Genomic DNA, 16,551 nt, shown 5'->3' on the forward strand with positions numbered 1-16,551 from the left:
CGACAACAACAGCTCGGAGGTATGTTAGATGACGGAAGAAAAGAGATTGCTTTTCCTGGGTGACAGCATAACTGCTGAGGGAACGTTTATTGCCTTTTTGGAGGCCATCTTGTTTCAGAACTTCCCTGGGCAAGGCTTCACATTAATCAACCTAGGTGTGTCTAGTGAAACAGCATCAGGTTTAACGGAGGAGGATCATCCCTTTCCGCGGCCTTGTGTCCATGAACGGATCGAACGTGCGCTGCTAATAAGTAAGCCCGATTGGGTCGTGTTGGGTTATGGCATGAATGACGGGATCTATTCCCCTTTCTCCGAAGAAAGATTTCTAGCTTATCAAAATGGGCTGCTTGAAGCAATCCGGATCGTGCGTTCAAGCGGTGCCAAGGCGATCGTTATGACGCCTCCACCGTTTGATTCATCTGCAATTAGACAAGAAACACTTCTGGCTGAAGGTCTTCATGTACAAGCATACAGCTACTTGACTCCCTATGAACATTACAACAATGTCCTTAGAACGTATGCGCGCTGGCTGCTTTGGCAGGAAGGGATAGCCGATGAAGTGGTGAATATTTATGATCCGCTGCTGCTAGCAAGGGAAAAAGCGGTAATAAAAGATCCCGACTACCGCTCAGGTGACGGGATTCATCCCCTCGCTGATGGCCATTGGGTAATCGCGGAAACGCTTCTCCGACATCTATTTCAAGTGAGTTGTATAGCAACTCCACTGTTCGTCGATCAACCGGAGTGCTCGCCTTTGTTTCAGCTAGTATGGCAGCGCCAAAAAGTGTTAAGTGCAGCTTGGAGGGAACATATCGGACATTCCAATCCGAACAAAGCATTGGCTTTACCTCTGGAGGAGGCCTTGCGAGAAGGCAATAAGCTGGCGGAGCAAATTAAAAACCACCTTTCTATGTATTAGAGGCTGGTTTTATTTAGTTGCTTGACAAAAGTAAGCGTATAACGATATTATACGAACATAAAGTTCAATACTTTAAAAAAGTTAGCTTTGAAAGGGGAAGTTCTTTACGTGAAGAATTATCAGCAATTGGGGGCATTACTATTAAGAGTGCTGCTCGGAATTATCTTTTTATCCCATGGCGTTGCCAAATTCCAAGGAGGAATCGGCAATATTGCAGGTTGGTTCGAAAGCATTGGTATTCCCGGATCCTTGGCCTATGTCGTGGCAACAATCGAATTGGTAGGCGGGATTGCCCTGATTTTAGGACTAGGTACACGTATTGTGTCCGCAATATTGGCAATTATCCTGCTGATTGCGACGTTCAAAGTGAAGCTGGCTGTCGGTTTTCTTGGAAATGGGCAAATGGCAGGATATGAGCTTGATCTTGCTTTAATCGGTATGGCTGTTTATTTGCTAATCAACGGAAGCCAACGGCTTGCCATAGATTCGCTCTTTAATAAAGGTCAATCATCAGCGCTATAAGCAATTAACTTTAAAACGGAGGATCCTATGATTCAGATTTATGCGGCAGAGAACCGTTATCAAGTCAATTTAGGATGGCTTCAAAGCCGATTAAGTTTCTCTTTCGGAGAGTATTATGACCCGAATAATACCGACTTTGGCGTTATGCGTGTATGTAATGATGATGCTGTAGCACCGGGTCGAGGATTTGGCGCGCATCCTCACAGTGACATGGAAATTGTTACGATTGTGCTTGAGGGAGCTGTTCAACACTCGGATAATCTCGGAAACTCGGAGATTACTTCAGCAGGAGAAGTGCAGCGGATGAGCGCTGGCACGGGGATCGTGCATGCTGAGTTTAATGCATCCAAAACCGAGTCGACCCGGTTTCTCCAGCTTTGGTTTGAGCCGCGTGAGCTTGGGCTGTTTCCAACATACGAAACCCGCCGCTACGACGCTGAGCAATTGCGAAATGCTCTCCTGCCCGTTGTGACACCGGAGGGATCCGAAAAAGCGGCGATGATCAATCAAGACTTGACGCTGTACTTGAGTCGGCTTGATCAAGGGAGGACGCTGCCTTTTGAGCAAGCGGAAGGGCGTCGAGTGTTTATGTTTGTCATCGAAGGGCGAGTTACGGTCAGCGGAAAACAGCTCAAAACAGGAGACACAGCTCGCATCGAGTCCGAGTCCAACCTGATTGTTGAGGCAGAGGAAGATGCATTTTTCATGCTGATTGACCTTCCATAACGGAGCTGAGGAGGGATGTAATGAAAGAAGTACTCATTGTTAAACATGCTGTCGGGGGCCGTACTTTTATCCATTCGGAAACAGATTCTCTTCGATATGATGTCCTTCCGGATGGTGAAGGCTGGCGGATTACGATATCTACGCCGAAGAGCGCGGCTATTGAGGAATTGCTGAAGTGGAAGCATGAGCTTAATGTTTTTCTTTTTCAGGAGTTTGACGATCAACCGACACGGAAGATTTGGTTTTACGTCAAAGAGGGACCTGTCGGATATGAAGACCATCTTGAGCAGCTGACGATCAAGGCTCGGTCCCGTATCGATTATGTGCCGGATGAGTTTGATATGTAAATGTGAAAGTGAAAACCATATATATAGAAGAAAGCTGTCGCAAAGGTAGAATTTTCTGCTTTTGTGACAGCTTTTTTTATTGACTAATCAAGAGAATCACAATAAGCACTTGAAAATGTTGATTGCATTGGACAAAATCCAGCGGAACCCCCAACGGGGCATCTAAATGGTTAATTGCATTGGACGAAATCCAATGTTGACTGCTATATCCGGTGCTTTAGCGCCGCAATTAACTTATCCCACTGGAATTCATCCAATAGGATAGGTAATAAAGCCTTCAAAACAATGGGTTCATTGGATTTCATCCACTGGAACCATTCCGATAGTGCATAAAGAGCCGGCTACTCTTGAGTTAATGAAGCGAGATCCTCGTAGCGATGCATGCCTTTAAACGTGTAAGGCGTGTAGCCGACATGTTTTTTGAACAGTTGGCAAAAGTATGAAAAATTGCCGAGCCCGACCGCTTCCCCAATGTCTTGAACAGACATGTCGGTTGTTTTGAGCAGCCAGCAGGCCTGGCGAATGCGTCTGGCGGTCAAGTATTCGGTAATCGTACTGCCGATCGATTGCCGGAAGGTTGCCGACACGTGGTTCGGAGTAAGATGAACGGCTTGTGCTAGGTCTTCCAGCTTGAACGGCTTGCTATAATTCTCTTCGATCCAAGAGAGCATGCGTTCAGCCGTTGTTGAGCTTTTGCGCGGATGCACCTGCGTCAGGTCTGTTTGAGAGGTGATTGTCGTCTCAAACCCTGTGCGCACTTGGTGGATAAAGGCCGTTAGGAAAAGCAGCTGTTCTTCCAGCAGCCTTTCTGTGCCTTGATCAATGGCAGCCTCAATTCTAGGGGCATAAAGGCGAAATAATTGTTCGAGTTCCGTAAGATTCGAACACTGGAAGGATTGTGGAGATAACGGATCTTTCCACAATTTGCGTAAAAATTCCTGCAGTGACGGAAAGGCGGCAAGTGCTGCCTCTAAGACAGCAGGCTCGAGAACGAACAGCGAGCGAACGTAACTCTCCTGCGGTAGGTTATACATACGAAGACGGTGCAGCTGAAACGGTCGAAAGCAAAAGATGGCCCCCGGCGTCATTTCAACGATTTGTTGCTCAATTATGGCGATGCCTCTGCCTTCATGGACGATAAGAAGTTCCATCCCCTGGTGAGCGTGAAAGATTTCCTCAAACTCATGCGTTCTATTTTTGAAAAACGATAGTTGCACGGGATGAACATTTAGATTCATGTAGTTCATTAGCTTCATAACGAAAACTCCTCATCGTAATCTAACAACATTTTATCATAAGAGGGCTACACATTATTCGCTTTTTTTTTGGTACGATGAGGGTAGGTAATGGAGCAGCTAGAGGAGGAACGACTCGTTCATGAAAAAGCGCAGGTTAAACGAAAATTGGGAGCATTATCGCGGATCCTTAGGCGGTGCTTGGGAGGTTTGGCGGTCAGATAAGCTGCAAAATCACTATAACGTGCCGTGGGAAACGGTCACGCTTCCCCACACTTACAATGGGTATGACGTAATGGACCCAGATAGCAAGTATTATCAAGGACAAGGCTGGTACCGAAGCCGGTTGGAGGTTGACAACCCGTATCCGAAAGGGAGGACCCTGCTGCATTTTGAAGGTGCTGGTCAGCGAACGGATGTTTATGTGTACACAGAGAAAGTAGATTCGCACCTGGGCGGTTATGATGAATTTACCGTTGACATTACGGAGGCTGTGGAGCGGGCTAAGGGGATAGAGCGTTACGCAGGGCAAGTTCCAGTGGCCATTGCGTGCGATAACAGCAGGGAGTTAGAGACGATTCCTTCTGATGCAAGCGATTTCAATCTGTATGGCGGGGTGTACCGCTATTTGAACCTTGTGTATGTGCCGCAAATCTCCTTGTCCAGCGTGCATGTCCAGACTGATTTGGATGCGATTGTTGGTGGAAAAGCGGACAACGGGAAAGTCAAAGTGCGGGCGAAGCTTTATAATCCGGATGCAATTAGCGGTAATGTTACTTTGACGATTAAGGTAATGCAGCAGGATGGCTTGGTTATCGGGCAGTCCGAAGTGACTTTACCGGCATGGCAGGGGGAGAAAGAACTCGCTGCTTTCGAAGTGCCTGGGCCGCGGCTATGGTCGGTGACTGAGCCGAACTTGTATCACTGTTCGGTGATGCTGGTTTGTGAAGATGGCGAAACTGTGTTAACGGAGAAATTTGGTTTCCGCAGTTTTGAGTTTGTAAAGCGGGGACCATTTAAGCTCAATGGCGAGCGGCTTCTGCTGCGCGGAACGCATCGCCACGAGGATCATGCTGGTGTAGGCGCGGCGATGAGCGAGGTCTTGATTCGTGAAGAAATGCAGTTGATCAAGGACATGGGCGCTAATTTTATTCGCCTTGGCCACTATCAACAGTCACGAATCGTGCTTGACTTATGCGATGAGTTTGGGCTCCTCGTTTGGGAAGAAATTCCTTGGTGCCGCGGAGGCCTTGGCGGACCGGAATACCGCAAGCAGTGTACCGATATGCTCACAGCAATGATTGAACAGCATTACAACCACCCATCGATTATCCTATGGGGTCTTGGGAACGAGAATGATTGGGAATGCGATTTCGATTACTTCGATCAGCAGGAAATCCGCACCTTCATGAAGGAATTGCATGACCTCTCGCATGAGCTGGACCCAAGCCGATTAACGTCGATTCGCCGCTGTGAGTTTTGCAAGGATATCGTTGACGTTTATTCGCCTTCGATATGGGCCGGTTGGTACCGTGGAGTCTATACGGACTATGAGTCAAGCAGTAAAACGGCTTTCGAGAATGTCGACTCCTTCTTCCATATGGAATGGGGCGCAGATAATTTGCCGACCCGGCATGTCGAGGAAACCTACACGGGCTTTACTTTTATGAAGCAATCCGAAGGTGCAACGGACGAGCGGGACGGGGATTACTTGCTGACCGGCGGCGAGCCGCGCGTATCTCGTGACGGCGACTGGTCAGAGACCTATTTCTGTGAAATGATCGATTGGTACTTGAAATCGCAAGAGAATATGAGCTGGTTGACGGGGGCGGCGCAGTGGTCGTTTAAGGATTTCTCTACGCCGGTGCGGCCGGATTCGCCAATTCCTTATTTGAATATGAAAGGGATTGTTGAGCGGGATCTGACGCCGAAAGAAGCTTATTATGTTTTCCAATCCTATTGGTCTGAGAAACCGATGGTGCGCCTATATGGTCATTCCATGCCGGTGCGCTGGGGAGCCGATGGCGAGCGGAAGATGATCAAGGTGTATTCCAATGCGGAGGAAGTGGAACTGTTCCTCAATGGCGAAAGCCTTGGCGTGAAGCGCCGCGACTCACAAGATTTCCCATCCGCAGGTTTGCGTTGGGAGACGGAACTGCGTGTTGGCGAGAACCATTTGCGCGCAGAAGCGGTTCGTGGCGGTGTTACAGTGAGCGACGAGTTGAGTTTCCGATATCAAACGGAGTCATGGGGCGAGCCGGCGCAGCTGGAGTTGACGACAACAACGCTGGAAGACGGCAGGGTATATGCAGAAGTGCTCGCCTATGATGCGGCAGGCGTATTTTGCCCGGATGCAGTGTCCTTTGTCCGGTTTGGATTAGCCGGTGACGGCAAGCTGCTGGACAATCTAGGTACGATTCGCGGTTCGAGACTTACACAATTAGCGTCAGGCCGTGCGGGGATTTATATAGATCCGTATGGCGGTTTGCCGGCTGGGATTACGGTGACGGATTTTGTAAGTGCAGGTGGTCCGGCCTCGTCACTGATATCTAAGTTGGATGGCAGCCGTGATGGGCAGCGCTCGTATACATCTGTTATCAGTGCCGCTTGTGAGGGAATGCCTACCGTTACTCAGGTAGTTGTAGTGAAGGGTTGAAACCATTAATAGGAGGTTATAACGATGAGTGTGAACCAAACAGCAACATGGAATGCTGCTCAAAAGTTTGAAGAAATTATGCCCCAAGTCTGGGAAGCGCTGCAGGTAAAAGTGGATCGTATGATCGAGCAGCTTGGTGACAAATCACCCCATGTCGCGAAGGAAGACGGACTGTACGATGACATGCGGATCGATTGGTGGACATCCGGCTTCTGGCCGGGAATTCTTTGGATTCTTTATGATGTGACAGGAAAAGAACATTATAAGGAAGCTGCATGGCGCTGGGATGAAAAGCTGGAGCAAGCTAGCATTCGGACCAACAATTTTCATCACGATGTGGGCTTTCAATATTTGCCTACAGCGGTTATTAAGCATAAACTGACTGGCGACAGCGATGGTTTGCGCCGCGGCCTGCAGGCCGCTAATTTCTTGGCAGGCCGTTTTAACCTGGCTGGCAGCTTCCTTCGGGCATGGAATCAGGAGAAAATCGGCTGGTCCATCGTCGACTCCACCATGAACCTGTCCATCCTGTTCTGGGCAGCGGAAGCGACGGGCGACCCGCGTTTTGAGCAAATCGGCAGAGCCCATGCGGATACGGTCGTTGACAAGTTTATCCGCGAAGACGGTTCGGTGAATCATATCCTGAGCTTCGATCCGAAGACGGGAGAGCTAATTGAATCCTTAGGCGGCCAAGGTGCAGGACCGCAGTCAGCATGGAGCCGTGGAGCCTCATGGGCGCTGAATGGGCTCGCGAACGTCTACCGTTATACGGGAGAGGTGCGTTACTTGCGTGCAGCACAACGTGTAGCGAATTATTTTCTGGCGTGCCTGCCGGAGGATCATGTGGCGCATTGGGATTTCCGCGCGGCTGAATCGCTGGATGCTGAGCCTAGGGATACATCGGCTGCTACTTGCGCCGCATCGGGGTTGATTGAGCTGGCCGAATTTTTGCCGGCTGTTGAAGGCAATGTATACCGCCGCGCAGCGGAGCGCATCCTGCTGTCGCTTACACAGAATTACGGGACATGGGATCAGCCGGAGCATCAAGCTATTTTGCTAGAAGGCACAGGTAACAAACCGGCCGGGCAAAACATTAATGTATCACTTATCTACGGTGACTACTATTACGTGGAGTCGATCGCCAAACTGCTGGGCTGGAAGCAGCGGATTTTCTAGGAGGATGCCATAGCCTCCACTGGCATAAGCAACCGTCAGGGATGTTCCCTGACGGTTTTTTAACTTATATGTTGGGGTAAGCGAAGCATACTCCTCGTTCTAACGGCTCCTTCCTGCGCAATGAAGGGCGCTATTTCATCGAAATATTCTTTTTTTCGCGTGGAAGGGAACTGTGGGCCGCTAATTGTGCGTTTTCTTAAAGAAAACGGGATCATGCGGTCAAATAAGGGCTTGTAGTTCCGCTTGAACGCGGAAACGAGCTGAGTATGCTAGAATAACGGCCTGTGGTTCCTCAAAAAGCTAAGCTTTTCTGGATATCTGAATTCAAGATAGTTCTCATCATCATTCTGTATTATGCAGATGAGCAAAAATCAAAGTATCATGGTTACGCGGTCCAAAAATAATAAAGGAGGAACGCGTAATGAAAAGAAACACGGTTACTGTTCTTATAGGAGGCATCGCGGCAATGATGGTAGCGATGGGAATCGGAAGATTCGCGTTTACTCCCATCCTGCCGATGATGATGGAAAACCATCTGTTCTCACCAGCCGGAGCGGGTTATCTGGCTTCAAGCAATTATTTGGGGTATTTAATCGGAGCGTTTCTTCTGACCCTGGTTCAAGTGAATAACCGGTCAAGGCTGCTGCTTGTTGGGTTGATCGGAAGCATTGTGACGACTTGGGGAATGGGGGAATTCCACAGTCTTGAGATATGGCTTTTGCTCCGGTTTTTATCGGGTCTTGCCAGCGCTGTTGTGTTCGTCATCGCATCCAGCATGGTTATGGATCGCTTATCGCAGCTCCAAGCCGGCATTTTTTACGGTGGCGTGGGAGCGGGCATTCTGTTGACCGGATTTTCAGTTCCGATGCTTGCAAAGACCGGCGATTGGATCGAAGTATGGAAGGGACTGGGTTTGATCAGTTTGCTCCTAGGTTTGGCAGCTTGGTATTTGCTGCGGGACAAGCATTCCGGAGCGAAGACGGTTCCATCGCCTCGTAACGAGCAATCTTCGGGGGGTCGTCGGATATTGATATGGTTGACGATTGCCTATGGATTGGAAGGTTTAGGCTATATCGTTACGGGGACTTACCTTGTAGCGTATGCTAAGACGGTTTCCAATCTCCCGAATATCGCATCGCTCAGCTGGATCCTAGTTGGTATCGCTGGAGCGCCTTCGTGTATCTTGTGGTCGAAGCTGGCTTCTCAATGGGGAAAAAAGTGGACTTTGACTTTCTCGATGATCTTACAATCCGTTGGCATTGCAATTCCGGTGCTTATTCATTCATCAACGGCCGTGTTTGTCGGCGCCTTCCTGTTCGGTGCAACTTTTATGGGGATCACGATGTTGACCGTTTCTTTTGCCAAGGATTTGTATCCGCAGAATAACCGGAAAATAATTGGGCTGCTTACCACTTTCTTCGGCTTGGGGCAAATCATCGGACCACTCATTGCCGGTCATCTGATATCGGGAAATGGAAGCTACTTGTCAGCCTTGATTGGAGCTGCTCTTATCGTCCTCTTGGGCGCGGTGAGCCTACCGCTGGGTATTGGCAGCACTGATCGGAAACAGCTCAAACTGAGTAGGTAACGTGAAAATTAACGCCGAAATGTGCCGGGCATGGGCACGTCGTTTTTCGGTTAGCTATATGAATTAGAGATGCCCGGTATCATTATTCTGTATTATTCAGGATAACTATTCTCATGTATGATGAGGGAGTAGATCGGGCACTTATATTTTTTAAATAAAACCTACCTTTTAATAGGTAAACAAAGGAGCGTATAAACATGAATTTTCAAAACAAAACAGTCGTCATTACAGGTGGAAGCAGCGGTATTGGAAAAGCAGCCGCAATGGAATTCGTTAAACGAGGGGCGAACGTAGTCATCAATGGACGCCGCGAACAAGAGCTGGCAGAAACGGCAAGAGAGATTGATCCAACGGGTGCAAAGATCGGATATGTGGCGGGTGACATTTCAGATCCGCAAACTGCTGAACGTTTAATCAACGAAACACTGTCTCGCTTCGGACGTATCGACACGCTTGTGAATAACGCGGGTATCTTTATTGCGAAGCCATTCACAGAAATTACTGAAGCCGAATTTGGATCTGTTCTATCGACCAATGTAGATGGGTTCTTCCATGTTACTCAACGAGCGCTGTCCGTGATGCTGAAAGCAGGTTCCGGCCACATCGTCAACATTACGGCAAGCGGTGCTGCCGAGCAACCGATCAAAGCCGTGCCATCTGTGCTTGCTGCACTTTCCAAAGGAGGCTTGAACGCTGCTACGAAATCGCTGGCGATTGAATATGCGGACAAGGGGATTCGCGTGAATGCTGTCGCTCCAGGAGTTACGAAGACGCCAATGCATTCGGTTGAGACCCATGATTATTTAGCTCAGCTGCACCCAGTTGGCCGAATGGGCGAAGCTCAGGATATTGTTGACGCCATTATCTACCTGGAATCAGCACAATTCGTGACAGGTGAGATTCTGCATGTCGATGGCGGACAAAATGCTGGACAGTGGTAAGCTGTAAATAATTTTCTGGATCAAGACAAATACTGAATAATATAGGAGGATGGGGTTTATGCTATATGAACTGCGGATTTATGATGTGACTCCCGGGAAAATGGATGCAATATTGAATCGGTTTCGGGATGGTACGATTAGCATTTTTGCTAAACATGAGATGAAGGTAACGAATTTTTGGGTAGACGCGGACGAATCCAAAGAGCGGTTGTATTACGTGCTTGAGCATCCAGACATGGCTTCCCGTGAACGGAATTTCCAAGCTTTTTTCGAGGATCCAGAATGGCTGGAGCTAAAAGAAAAAAGCGAAGTAGACGGACCTCTGCATGAGAAAATAGAAGTCGTCTACATGAAAAAAGCACCTTTTTTCAAGTAAAAGAAATCTGTGGAAACATATGAAATCGTAGGTCAACCAGGATGTCTGGTTGGCCTTTTTTCGTTCGTCCATCACTCATCCAATGTTGGAAATAAGACAAAGAAATGGTAACATTTGTGACCTTAATTACTGTTATTTTCTATACTGAAATTCCAAATTTTTCATCCGTATACTCTGAACTGGAGCCCTCTTAACATTATGCTTGATTTTAAACCGCACTCGGTCTTAATATGAAATAAATAGAATATATTGGTTTTAATCTAGTGTCGAAACTGAATCTCATATCATTTTCACCTGTCAGTATTCCTAGCATACGATGTAGGAAGGTGGTGGTGAAAAGTGATATTAACAGTTGCGGGCTGGATGATTTACACATTATGGGCCATATTTGGATTAATGATTATCCATTTTCTAATTTCCTTCTTCAAAATGTTCTGGGAAGGAGCTTTCGATGTTACATTTGTACTAGGTTATTTAAAAGATGTCCTCTATTATGTTTTACCTTTGAATGTGCTCGTAAATTTAGTTTCAATCGATCCCACAGGTTGGATTCTTGTGATCTTTTATTTCATCTGTGGGGTCGCTGTCATTCTCAAATATTTATTGGATATCAAAAGAATTTTCCAATAAATAACTAGCGGGCCTTCTTTAAGTTGGTCCCAGGAAAGGAAGTGATGCCATGAGGAGATATCAGTGGATTAGGTGGCGAAAATTCATCCTCTGGCTAGCAGCCCTCGTTATTATCGGTGTGTTGTTATGGGTAGGAGGGCCGACCTATTGGAATGCCGCGTTAACCATCGCCAGCTTGTTATTCCAGTTGTTATTCGCAGTACTATTCATGATCATCCAGTTCGTAGCACTCTTCTGGTTTCTTGCCAGGGGACGCACCTACTGGATATTGCCTGGCGAGACCGGCGCAACCTGGGACGATTATCGGGGGAACCCCGAAATTGTTGAGAATGCGAAGCGGATTGTGACCCTGCTCAAAGGGGTCAAGGAGTTCAAGGAGATGGGTGGGGAGGCAATCCGTGGATTGTTGTTATGCGGGCCTCCCGGCACCGGGAAATCTTACTTGGCTCAAGTAATTGCCAATGAAGCGCAAGTGCCTTTCGCTTACGCTTCAGCTCCAAGCTTTCAGAACATGTTCTTCGGCGTAGGTAACCTGAAAGTAATGGGGATCTTCCGGAAGGCGCGGAAGCTAGCGAGAGTGTACGGCGCCTGCATTATCTTCATTGACGAGATCGATGCGATCGGCATGAGTCGTCAAGGGGGCGCTGGCGCAGGTATGATGGGAATGATGGGCATGGGCGGAGGCTCCGGCCTGCTCAATGAGCTTCTCTTGCAGATGGACCCGCCGAATATCGACAGCTCCAAAATCGCCAAGATGCTCCGTTCGCTGGGGCTGCGCCGCAAAAAGGCGGAGAGGCCAGCGGTACTGACAGTCGCGGCAACGAACTTGCCTGACGTCCTGGACTCTGCTTTGCTGCGGCCAGGTCGATTCGACCGGCAGCTGTGGGTCGATGTTCCCGACTATGACGGACGGGTAGACATCTTCCAGTACTACTTGAAAAAAGTGAAAACGGACGCTTCGCTTACTGCGGAAGCAGCGGGGCTCGACTCCATCGGATACAGCCCGGCGCAGATCAAGCATATCGTGAACGAAGCCGTTGTCATCGCGCATCAACGTGGCGCCCAAGTGGCTAGTTACGAAGACTTTCGAGCTGCGATGGAGACCTACGAGTGGGGGCTTAAACAGCCGCTTCGTTCGATGAGAGACGATGAGAAGCGGAATGTGGCCTACCACGAGGCGGGCCATGCGGTGGCACAGTTCCTGCTTAAGCCGCATGAACGCGTGTGGAAGGTGACGATTATTCGCCGTGGCGGTGCACTCGGACTCGCTGCGACGAAACCGACGCATGAGCGTTATAACCGAAGCGACAGTGAGATTTTAGCAGAAATTCAAGTCTGTCTGGCTGCTCGTGCCGTGGAAGAGGAGTTCCTGAACAAGAAATTGAATGGGGTAACTTCGGATCTCCAGCAGGCAACATTGCTGGCAGGATCATACTTGGGGATGGTTGGGATGGGCGATGAACTGTTCAGTTTTCTCGCTATCGGCTCCCATGCTGAGGGTTTGAAGGCGCTCCGGCCTAAAATTAATGAGCTGCTGAAAGATCAGATGCTCGAAGTGAAGAAGCTCGTCAAGGAATACGACGGTTTCGTACACGCCATTGCAGAAGAGCTGCTGAAGCGCGGTGATCTAACCGGAGATGAGATTGAAGAAATCTTCGTGCAGCTGTACGGACATAGTCGGCCTATTCTGCCCGATGTGAAGCCGCCAGTGCTCAATGCGCCGAGCAAAGAAGCACCGGCAAAACTGCTTGAAAAGAATGAGGAGGAATCCAAGGATTCCGAATAAATGAGCTGTCCCAGCGGGAGGTTGATACCGCTGGGGCATTTTTGTTCCTCCCCGGCAAACAGGGAACTAGGGGGCGCTATTCATCGAAATAGGCTCTTTTTCGCGCGGAAGGGAACTGTGGGCCGCTATCTGACCGTTTTCTTCAAGAAAACGGGGTTAGGCGCTCAAATAACGCCCTGTAGTTCCGCTTAAACGCGGAAACGGTCGAATTTGCTAGAATAGCAGCCTGTGGTTCCTCAATGTTGTATCGTTGATCAACTTAACTCATGCCATACCACACCTATATACTTTATTATTCAATAGAGGTAGCATGAAGAAGAAACCTGCCTATCTGGAAAGGATGTCACGAGATGAATGCTTTCACGAAACGCAAAAAAGAACTGGAACAATACACTCCAGCACCAACGCTCGATAGGAACAGCATCGATACTTTTTGGAGCAGCACGCTCGAAGCGGCATCCCGGCAGCCGCTATCGGTCCGAAGGGAGCGGCAATCTCCGTTATTTCCTTCTGTTCGGATGGACAAGCTGACCTATCTCGGCCATGACGGCACGCCAATTAACGCGTGGTTTCTCGTCCCTGATGGACCGAGTGGGAGCCAGAAGCCGCCTTGTGTCGTCATGTTCCCCGGTTACGGTGGAGACAGAGGCCTTCCTGAGCGGTACGCAGTCTGGCTGCTGCTCGGCTATGCCGTTCTGGCTGTTGACGCCAGAGGACAAGCCGGAGAAACAGGCAATCTCCTTCAGGATGATGCCGGTTCTTCGAGAGGCTGGGTTTCGCAGAACCTGCTCAACAAGGAGCGCAGCTATTATTTGGCGCTTGCGCTGGATGTCGTTCGCGCCGTGGAAGCCGCCCGGCAGCAGCCCGAAATCGATGCTCGCCGGATAGCCGTTGTCGGCGCAAGCCAAGGCGGCGGCATGGCATTGCTCGCTGGAGCACTCAGCACTCATGTCAAGGCAGTCGTTGCCGACATTCCGAATATGTGCCATTTAGACTATGGCATTCTGCATTCCACAGGTTCCCTTACGGAGATTGCCAACTACTTGAAACGCCATCCGGATAAGCTGGGACAGGCTTTAGAATCATTGGCTTATTTCGACATTGTGAACCTTGCTCATCGTATTCAGGCTCCTGTGCTGATGTCGGTCGGTTGGAAGGACACCGTCTGCATGCCGGATACGATATATGCCGCGTATAACCGGTTGACTTGTTCAAAACGCATCTACGATTATCCATTTTCGGGACATGAAACGAGTGAAGAGCATCACAGAAAAGTTATTCGCTTTTTGCAAGAATGCTTTAGTGAGTGATTTGAGTTTGTGTTGGAGGCGAAAATGATGACGGTTAACAGCCATTTACGATTAGATGTTCAACAATCCTGGTGGGCGATGTCGGGACTAGGAAACGGTGAAGCGGAATGGTCCATGGAGCAAAAATTCGAGATGCTGGCGGAAGCCGGCTTCACCGGTATTTTAGGAAGATTGCCCCAAAGAGAAGAAGCGGATAAATGGCATCGTTTGCTGCAGGAATACAATTTTAGTTTTGGGGTGCAAATGGTTCCCTTCCCGCGTGCGGGAGAGGGTATCACGGTTTTCCTGCAGGCGGCCAAACAATTCGGAGCCCGCTATATCAACGCCCAAGTGCTTGATCAATATACGGTCGGGTTCGAAGCCATCTCCGGGTTGAATGGGCTCATTCAGCAAGCCGAGGAAGTGGGAATCCCATTCTTCGTTGAAACGCACCGCGGACGTGTGACCCAAGATCTGCTTCGGACAGCAGAATATGTACAGGCGCTTCCGAAGCTTCGGTTAACGAATGACCTGTCTCACTACATCGTCGGTTCTGCCATTGGCGAAGAAGGAGCTGACCCGATGACAGAGAACTTATTCGCTAAACTGCTGCAGCGCACTTCAAGCATTCATGCCCGGGTATCGAACGGCAACCAAGTTCAGGTGGATATCGGAGAGCTTGGCGAGCATCCGATGGTGAAACATTTTGCCGGGTGGTGGAGTGAAGGGATGAGGCAATGGGCGCAAACAGCTGCTGAAGGGGATTCTTTTCCGTTTGTGTGTGAGCTGGGACCGGCTTCTTATGCGATGGTCAGAGATGGCGGGAAGGAAATTTCCAATCGCTGGGAGCAAGCGCTCGTTTTCAAAAAAATCGCAGAGGCATTATGGCATGCCATCCATTCGAATTGAACTGCTCATACACGCACCGGCAGAAGTTATCTTTGATTTGGCCAGAAGCATTGATATCCATGCGAAGTCAACCGCTCAGACCAGGGAAAGACCGATCGCAGGCCGCACAAGCGGACTGATCGAACTGGGAGAGACCGTAACTTGGGAAGCAATCCATTTTGGGATCAAACAGAAGCTGACTGCGAAAATAACGGAAATGGCACGCCCATCTTATTTTGTTGATGAACAAGTTCGCGGTGCTTTCAAAAATTTCAAGCATACCCACGAATTTGTTCCTATCGAAGGCGGAACGCGGATGATTGATACCTTCATATATACTTCACCGATGGGTGTTCTAGGGAAATTAGCGGATAAATGGTTCTTGGAAGCCTATATGCGTGACTTTTTATTGCAGAGGAACCTGTATATCAAGTCTGCGGCAGAGGAAGCAGTGAGACAAATTTAAGGCATCGATGATGCCGATTGTGAGACATAAAAGGGAATCCCGCAGGCCGCGATAAGAGGCTGGGATTCCTTTTTACTTTTTTTTGCAGATATCTTGACAGTTTTATTGAGAAACATTATCATTTGATATATTAAGTGAAATTGAAAATCATTATCAATTAGTTCAAGCTATCAACCACATCACGGGGGTGTCCCATACATATGATTAACGAAAATGAAGTCGGAATGGGCATGGGAACCATGCAAGTGCTTGCTGATTATCAACTGGAGCGTTGGATTCGGAGCCATACGCAAGTTATCGGTAAGGACCGACCGGATGAACCGGATTGGAAACAGCTTACACAATATGCCGCGTATCACGCGATTAACGAATGGTACTCGCTGCCGCTCAAGTCTCGAACGTTTCTGACCTTAACGAAATTGTTTGAGCGGCGCTGGACGAATAAATTTCGCAAGTTTGATTCACTTGGATGCTACGGGGATGTTAAGCGAAGCGTGCTTATGCATCTGTACAAAGCACTTACCGGGATAAATGCAGTGGATTGCCCGCTGATGCTTTTTGAAAGCAGCAATGTGTGGGTTGAAGAACTTAACTTGGGTTTGTCTATGATTATGCAAGTCATGGAGCCGACGAAAGATTCGTTCGTCATTCATAAATATATGATGGAAGAAAACGATGCAGCGGTGCAGATGTTTTTCCATATGACCGTCGTATATTGCTATAAAGCATTTGGCAAAATGCCGGAGCGTCTGCAGGTGTGGAATATGATGAATGGCAAGCAATACCGGATGAATCCGGAGGATATGGATCTAAGCAGCTCCATGGACTATCTAAAACTTGTTTCAGAAGTATATATGCAAAATGATAACTGTCCGTGCTGCTCCGGCCGGTTAGTCATGTAAAAAGTAGGAGAGATATCATGCTGATCTCAACACTGCATTCCGGCATTAAGTATAAAAATGAGCATAAATTCAGACCATTTTATAGGAGACTGGGGAGTATAGTG

General features: G+C 48.6%; 16 protein-coding genes. 15 read left to right on the forward strand and 1 reads right to left on the reverse strand.

Annotation, left to right across the window (positions count from 1 at the left end):
* Positions 1 to 28: 28 nt before the first annotated feature.
* From RQP52_RS00780 to RQP52_RS00795, 4 genes are all read left to right on the forward strand, one after another.
* Entirely contained in the window at positions 29 to 919 is an 891-nt protein-coding gene (locus tag RQP52_RS00780) for a GDSL-type esterase/lipase family protein (protein ID WP_315948841.1), read from the forward strand.
* A gap of 108 nt (positions 920 to 1,027) precedes the next feature.
* Positions 1,028 to 1,441, forward strand: a complete 414-nt coding sequence (locus RQP52_RS00785; protein WP_181646421.1) for a DoxX family protein — start codon at positions 1,028 to 1,030, stop codon at positions 1,439 to 1,441.
* Positions 1,442 to 1,468: 27 nt separating this feature from the next.
* A complete protein-coding gene (locus RQP52_RS00790; protein ID WP_315948844.1) occupies positions 1,469 to 2,167 on the forward strand; it encodes a pirin family protein in 699 nt (232 codons plus the stop codon).
* A gap of 20 nt (positions 2,168 to 2,187) precedes the next feature.
* Positions 2,188 to 2,514: a hypothetical protein gene (locus RQP52_RS00795; RefSeq protein WP_315948846.1), complete on the forward strand. Its 327-nt coding sequence runs from the start codon at positions 2,188 to 2,190 to the stop codon at positions 2,512 to 2,514.
* Between the two features lie 341 nt (positions 2,515 to 2,855).
* On the opposite strand, the gene RQP52_RS00800 is transcribed toward RQP52_RS00795, so the two are convergent.
* Positions 2,856 to 3,770: an AraC family transcriptional regulator gene (locus RQP52_RS00800; RefSeq protein ID WP_315948847.1), complete on the reverse strand. Its 915-nt coding sequence runs from the start codon at positions 3,768 to 3,770 to the stop codon at positions 2,856 to 2,858.
* A gap of 121 nt (positions 3,771 to 3,891) precedes the next feature.
* Between RQP52_RS00800 and RQP52_RS00805 the strand changes: the two genes are divergently transcribed.
* The 11 genes from RQP52_RS00805 to RQP52_RS00855 all read left to right on the forward strand — a co-directional run bounded on the left by RQP52_RS00805 (position 3,892) and on the right by RQP52_RS00855 (position 16,447).
* Positions 3,892 to 6,405, forward strand: a complete 2,514-nt coding sequence (locus RQP52_RS00805) for a glycoside hydrolase family 2 protein (RefSeq protein WP_315948848.1) — start codon at positions 3,892 to 3,894, stop codon at positions 6,403 to 6,405.
* 24 nt (positions 6,406 to 6,429) lie between these two features.
* Entirely contained in the window at positions 6,430 to 7,581 is a 1,152-nt protein-coding gene (locus RQP52_RS00810; RefSeq protein ID WP_315948850.1) for a glycoside hydrolase family 88 protein, read from the forward strand.
* Positions 7,582 to 8,002: 421 nt separating this feature from the next.
* Positions 8,003 to 9,169 (forward strand): YbfB/YjiJ family MFS transporter, encoded by a 1,167-nt coding sequence (locus tag RQP52_RS00815; protein WP_315948852.1) that lies wholly within the window; start codon positions 8,003 to 8,005, stop codon positions 9,167 to 9,169.
* Positions 9,170 to 9,366: 197 nt separating this feature from the next.
* Positions 9,367 to 10,110, forward strand: coding sequence for an SDR family NAD(P)-dependent oxidoreductase (locus tag RQP52_RS00820; protein WP_315948854.1), 744 nt, complete (start codon positions 9,367 to 9,369; stop codon positions 10,108 to 10,110).
* 58 nt (positions 10,111 to 10,168) lie between these two features.
* Positions 10,169 to 10,486 (forward strand): NIPSNAP family protein, encoded by a 318-nt coding sequence (locus RQP52_RS00825; protein WP_315948855.1) that lies wholly within the window; start codon positions 10,169 to 10,171, stop codon positions 10,484 to 10,486.
* A 339-nt stretch (positions 10,487 to 10,825) separates the two neighbouring features.
* Positions 10,826 to 11,116 (forward strand): hypothetical protein, encoded by a 291-nt coding sequence (locus RQP52_RS00830; RefSeq protein ID WP_161407345.1) that lies wholly within the window; start codon positions 10,826 to 10,828, stop codon positions 11,114 to 11,116.
* 49 nt (positions 11,117 to 11,165) lie between these two features.
* Positions 11,166 to 12,902, forward strand: a complete 1,737-nt coding sequence (locus RQP52_RS00835) for an AAA family ATPase (protein WP_315948857.1) — start codon at positions 11,166 to 11,168, stop codon at positions 12,900 to 12,902.
* Positions 12,903 to 13,252: 350 nt separating this feature from the next.
* The gene (locus RQP52_RS00840; protein WP_315948858.1) at positions 13,253 to 14,212 is read left to right on the forward strand and encodes an acetylxylan esterase; all 960 of its coding nucleotides are present in this window, start codon (positions 13,253 to 13,255) and stop codon (positions 14,210 to 14,212) included.
* Positions 14,213 to 14,239: 27 nt separating this feature from the next.
* Positions 14,240 to 15,100, forward strand: a complete 861-nt coding sequence (locus RQP52_RS00845; RefSeq protein WP_315948860.1) for a sugar phosphate isomerase/epimerase family protein — start codon at positions 14,240 to 14,242, stop codon at positions 15,098 to 15,100.
* Complete coding sequence (locus RQP52_RS00850; protein WP_315948861.1) at positions 15,081 to 15,545, forward strand: SRPBCC family protein; 465 nt, start codon at positions 15,081 to 15,083, stop codon at positions 15,543 to 15,545. Before RQP52_RS00845 ends, RQP52_RS00850 begins: the two co-directional genes overlap by 20 nt.
* A 200-nt stretch (positions 15,546 to 15,745) precedes the next feature.
* Complete coding sequence (locus tag RQP52_RS00855) at positions 15,746 to 16,447, forward strand: hypothetical protein (RefSeq protein ID WP_315948863.1); 702 nt, start codon at positions 15,746 to 15,748, stop codon at positions 16,445 to 16,447.
* The last annotated feature ends 104 nt before the right edge of the window (positions 16,448 to 16,551 follow it).

Origin of the sequence: Paenibacillus violae, from assembly GCF_032461945.1 — a bacterium.
Classification (GTDB): Bacteria; Bacillota; Bacilli; order Paenibacillales; family NBRC-103111; genus Paenibacillus_E; species Paenibacillus_E violae.

Bases quoted from the DNA above. Each gene is read 5' to 3' on its own strand.
- RQP52_RS00780 (WP_315948841.1), top strand. From the start codon at position 29: ATGACGGAAGAAAAGAGATTGCTTTTCCTGGGTGACAGCATAACTGCT.
- RQP52_RS00790 (WP_315948844.1), top strand. From the start codon at position 1,469: ATGATTCAGATTTATGCGGCAGAGAACCGTTATCAAGTCAATTTAGGA.
- RQP52_RS00795 (WP_315948846.1), top strand. From the start codon at position 2,188: ATGAAAGAAGTACTCATTGTTAAACATGCTGTCGGGGGCCGTACTTTT.
- RQP52_RS00800 (WP_315948847.1), bottom strand. From the start codon at position 3,770: ATGAAGCTAATGAACTACATGAATCTAAATGTTCATCCCGTGCAACTA.
- RQP52_RS00805 (WP_315948848.1), top strand. From the start codon at position 3,892: ATGAAAAAGCGCAGGTTAAACGAAAATTGGGAGCATTATCGCGGATCC.
- RQP52_RS00810 (WP_315948850.1), top strand. From the start codon at position 6,430: ATGAGTGTGAACCAAACAGCAACATGGAATGCTGCTCAAAAGTTTGAA.
- RQP52_RS00815 (WP_315948852.1), top strand. From the start codon at position 8,003: ATGAAAAGAAACACGGTTACTGTTCTTATAGGAGGCATCGCGGCAATG.
- RQP52_RS00820 (WP_315948854.1), top strand. From the start codon at position 9,367: ATGAATTTTCAAAACAAAACAGTCGTCATTACAGGTGGAAGCAGCGGT.
- RQP52_RS00825 (WP_315948855.1), top strand. From the start codon at position 10,169: ATGCTATATGAACTGCGGATTTATGATGTGACTCCCGGGAAAATGGAT.
- RQP52_RS00835 (WP_315948857.1), top strand. From the start codon at position 11,166: ATGAGGAGATATCAGTGGATTAGGTGGCGAAAATTCATCCTCTGGCTA.
- RQP52_RS00840 (WP_315948858.1), top strand. From the start codon at position 13,253: ATGAATGCTTTCACGAAACGCAAAAAAGAACTGGAACAATACACTCCA.
- RQP52_RS00845 (WP_315948860.1), top strand. From the start codon at position 14,240: ATGACGGTTAACAGCCATTTACGATTAGATGTTCAACAATCCTGGTGG.
- RQP52_RS00850 (WP_315948861.1), top strand. From the start codon at position 15,081: ATGCCATCCATTCGAATTGAACTGCTCATACACGCACCGGCAGAAGTT.
- RQP52_RS00855 (WP_315948863.1), top strand. From the start codon at position 15,746: ATGATTAACGAAAATGAAGTCGGAATGGGCATGGGAACCATGCAAGTG.